3 protein-coding genes and 2 pseudogenes are annotated in these 4,374 nt (G+C 51.5%); all 5 read right to left on the bottom strand.

The features are described 5' to 3' along the window. Positions 1 to 647, bottom strand: a pseudogene (locus tag BLS87_RS33190) (hypothetical protein); the annotation flags it as partial. Positions 648 to 931: 284 nt separating this feature from the next. Further along, a pseudogene (locus BLS87_RS35460) lies at positions 932 to 1,371 on the bottom strand (hypothetical protein). A gap of 165 nt (positions 1,372 to 1,536) precedes the next feature. Further along, positions 1,537 to 1,848: a hypothetical protein gene (locus BLS87_RS33180; RefSeq protein ID WP_074759394.1), complete on the bottom strand. Its 312-nt coding sequence runs from the start codon at positions 1,846 to 1,848 to the stop codon at positions 1,537 to 1,539. Then, complete coding sequence (locus BLS87_RS35025; protein WP_341845444.1) at positions 1,848 to 2,663, bottom strand: EndoU domain-containing protein; 816 nt, start codon at positions 2,661 to 2,663, stop codon at positions 1,848 to 1,850. Before BLS87_RS35025 ends, BLS87_RS33180 begins: the two co-directional genes overlap by 1 nt. Before the next feature lie 31 nt (positions 2,664 to 2,694). Then, positions 2,695 to 4,374 (bottom strand): DUF637 domain-containing protein (locus BLS87_RS33170; protein ID WP_208605238.1); only part of this gene is annotated, 1,680 nt, incomplete at its 5' end.

Raw genomic sequence — 4,374 nt, 5'->3', positions numbered from 1 at the left:
TCGCGACCGGCGTTCAACGTCAGGTCGCGACCACTCTGCAGGGCACTGCCGATGTTGTTGAGGTCACGACCTGCCGACACGCTGAGGTCGTTGGCAGCTTCGATGCGTGCTGCGTTGTCGGCGTAGTCCTTGTGCAGTTGGCCGCGCGTGTCGCTGTCGAGTGAGGTGATGGTGCGTTCGTTGGTGACGTCGCCGCCGATGGCGGTCACAGTCACGTCACGACCGGCGATGATGCCGCCTGCCTTGTTGGTGATGTCGTTGCCTGCCAGCAAGTCCAGACGATTGCCTGCCGCGACCAGCCCGCTGTTGACCAGGCCATTGCCAGCGGTGGCGGACAGGTTGTTGGTGGCTTTCAGGGTACCGACGTTGTCGAGGTTTTGGCCGGCGATAAGGGTGACGTCTTTGCCGGCAATCAGTGCGCCGTTAGGTGCGAGGCGGTTGTCGGCCTGGGCCAGATACAGCACCGGTACCAGCACTTTCTCGCCATTCACTTCGTGCTCTTCGAGCCAGACGATGTCGTGGGTCAGGGCTGCAACCTGTTCGGAGGTGAGCGATACGCCAACGGACAGGTTGAGGGCGTCCTTGCTGGCGATGGCGTTGTTCATCAGGTACTTAAACTGATCCTCGTTGGAGGTCTGTCCGTTAATCAGCGACGCCCGTTCTCCGGCAGCCGTTGATTCGCTGTTCCAGCAGTGTGTTACTCCGGAACGTCGCAGATCACCTGTCTGCAACTCAAGGTGAGCAGATCCCTGTAGCCCTAAGCACGCCAGAAGACATGCCGGACTCGGGGTTAGATTCGTCAAGTCAGAATCGGGAGTCGGTGAATAGAGTGTTACCTATAGAGTTGATGCCGCCTTGAGCCGTTAGCTCCTCTATGTGGCCTTTTATTTACCGGTTATCGCTCATCATCTTGGCTTTCCTTCACTTACCCCTAACGTAAGGCCTCAAAGCTAGCAAGCACACCTTGTAGCGGCACAACCCACTCTGAGATACGCGCCCCATCTTCATTATGGGTACGTCTGATGCCTATATAGCCACTCAACTTTTCTATATTGAAATCCTCGCCTAGATCCTCAAAAAAATAATTCTATTCTGTACATAAACCTCTTGCCCACCATGATAAAAGGCCCAAACGGAGACAAAATTGCTCAGCTTCTGGTTCCTCATAGAGGTAATTATGGCAGTATTTCGCCCCACTCCTAGCCCATGAGCAATTGAAGACTTCCAATTCTCTATGTATTGATTCCTTGTCCAATACGAAAGGGGCAACACAAAAAACTCGTCACAGCCTGACAAGTGCAAAACCCCTTTAATTACAGCCTCATCATGCCGCTTGTAAAGTTTCGCCCCTAGAGTCACGCTAAAATTCATAACCAGCTCAACTCGAAATACCTAGGCCTTCAAATTCTTGCTCAGACCAGCCTTTGGCGCCATTTTAATAAAATTATTGCTCTCACCCGAAACGCTCTCAATAAAAAAACATCCATAGCTTTATAATAATCCTAATCATCAAATAGCATATCAAAGCTGATCACTTTAAACGGGTCTGAAATTAAACATTAAATCCTCGTCCAAAGTCGTTTTAAATCTCATCAGCAACCCTACTTCCAACAACCTAATTGCCGCACTACCTGAAATACGAAAATCATATTTATCCAGTAGCAAAATCAAATTCTCATAGAACAACTCTAACTCACCAACATCAAAAAGCCATTCTGACATTTGCTCCATTTGTTCATCAAAACTCAACATCTCAGGTGGAAAGCTTGCACCAATTTGACCTTGGCACTTTATCTCATTAAAAATCATCTGGAGATTACTCTCCAATACATTCGTTTTTTCTTTCATTATCTCGGATTTCTCGGTGTATTCGTTGGGTAGCCAGTTACGATTCTCTGACCCACAGTATCGTAAACCACTTTTACGTCAACCGCTTCGTGGGTGGCCACAGCTGTGACGTAACCACGGGCGTCTGGTTTTGACCATTGAGTCTTGCCGTCGGAGGCAATACTTGAAACTACATCAATAATTTTCTGATCGCTCCAGCTCTCGGGAAATTCCGACTTATTCGGTTTGCCTGTGCCAAAACGATGCCCTCCCGATTGCGGCCCATCGCCATCCAGAATGTGTGTCATAGCTTTCTGATCTAAAAACGACGATCCTGCTCCGCCAGCCTTGGAACCCAGTACTATGCCGCCAACTGCGCTGACTACATGAGATAACCAGCTCGCCTCCGAGGCTGAAAATCCATTCTGCCGCATAGCTAACTGACTGGACACTTGCTGTAAGGTAGAAACCTCAGTCATTAGCTGAAGGCTGTACCTGGGCAAATCCATTCTAATACTTAAAGGAATTGACTCATCACGCTGCATCTTTGACATGCGATCAAGCAAACTTAGTCGATCACTCAACACTTCGTTATACTTGTCGAGACACTTTGAAGGGTCAATACTGCATATCGCATTAAGATCGTCTTGTCTGCTTACGCTAAGCTGCCTGAACTCTTCTTTTACCTTGTCGCAATTCCCAGCAAGCTCACACCCTTTACTTTCATCGACAAGTCTATCGAGCTCTAGGTGACCTAAAGAGTTGTATTGCGTGGCATTATTTGCAACTGATGCTCCAACGTTGACATTGCCGCCCGTGACAACACCTGAGAGCACGCCGATTAATTGTGAGGCAGCTAAAAGATTTCTAATCTCCCTGCTGATATTCCTGGCTAGCAGGATCTAAACCTGTCGGTATTAATTTATCTGCAAGGTAGTCAACTAAAGCTTCATTCGCTCCACCTGCCAGAGCACCAGTTTTGAAATCTCCTCCCATCGCGGCAGCGAATAGTCCACCAAGGCCAGCGTGAAAGGCGATCTTCTGCAAGCTACTATCGAGATGCATGTCGCCGATACCGCTCGCAGCAATAGCTCCTCCGATACTTACCGCTGCCCCCGATGCCGCACTACCCAAATTGTCTGCGAAACTGCCACCGTTGATCACAGTGTTCACAAACGCGTTTGCGGTAATACTACCAATGACTTTCTGCGCACTCGCAAAATCAAAATTCAGCTTGCTTGGGTTATAACCAAGCGCACTGGAAGCGAAGCCGGCGGTTGCTGCCGAAGTAAGATACCCTTTTACTGCACTGCTCGATGTGACGTCCTTGAAAACAGCGCCTAGATCGCCTCGATTGTTAACTGCGCTAATCGTGGCATTTGTAGCCGCACCAGCAGCGACAGCTCCAACCATCGCAGCGCCCGCTCCCGTCCCGGCTCCAACCATCCCTGCAGCAGCGGGCCCAACAACTGCCGCCATCAAAATGGCAATTGCTATTTGGGCAGCCACACCCAAACCTGAGTTGCTGTACCTGAAGGACTGGTGAATTTCCTGCACCAGACGCCAGTCCACATCACCACGTTTCTCTGCATCTTTAAGCCAGGTGAGAGCAGGATCCGCCTTGACCATCGCATCAATCGCTTCGCTAACGGTTTGCTGGTTCACCTGCTTGACGTCAATGTGCACGCCCGCAACGGCGTTGATAACCAGATTGCCGTTCGCGATCAGCTCGCTTTGGCGCAGGGTCTCATCGGTGCTGCCCTTCCCTGACATCGAATTCCAAGCGGCATTACTGTTGCTCTTCTCGTGACTTTCTTGGTGCAGATCCTTCACACCCTCGAACAAAATCCCGCCACCACTGTTCAAGGTCAGGTCTTTGCCACTGTCGAGCTTTGCAACCTGATAGTGCTGATCCCCGCCACTGACCAGCATCATGTTGCCGCCGGAGGTGATCTCGCTGCCGATGTGGGTGACCTGCGTCACCTCATCGCGTTTGGTTTTCTTCGCGCCAAAGGAGCCTTTTTTCTTCTTGTCGTACAGCGAGTAATCGCTGTCCTGCGCTGCCAGGATGTCCAGCTTGTCGCCTGCGACCAGGTAGGCTTCCTCGCCTGCTGTGATGCGGCTGGAGATCACCGCTAGATTTTGTCCGGCGCTGACCGCGACGCTGCCGCCGGCTTTGATGTCCGTTGCAACCTGGCTGACGTGGTCTTCCTGGATCGTCAGTTTCTTGCTCTTGGACAGGAAGTGATCTTCGTCGGCGGCGGAGCTGATGGTGACGTTCTCGGTGGCTGCGATGGCGATATCGCGCTTGGCATCGATCTGGCTGGCGATGGCGTTGACGTCACGCCCGGCTTGCACTGACAGATCACGGCCTGCGCTTACCGTTGCACCTATCTGCGTGATGTCGCTGCTGTTGTGTTTGCTGTCGAGCACCAGGCTGTTGGTGACTTGCGTGGAGGCGATGTTGACGTCGCGACCGGCGTTCAAGGTCAAGTCACGGCCACTCTGCAGCGTGCTGCCGATGTTGTTGAGGTCACGACCTGCCGA

The sequence above is a fragment of the Pseudomonas abietaniphila genome, assembly GCF_900100795.1.
Taxonomy (GTDB): domain Bacteria; phylum Pseudomonadota; class Gammaproteobacteria; order Pseudomonadales; family Pseudomonadaceae; genus Aquipseudomonas; species Aquipseudomonas abietaniphila.
Note: the sequence above shows the minus strand (reverse complement) of the source record. Positions and strands in the feature narration are given on the sequence as shown.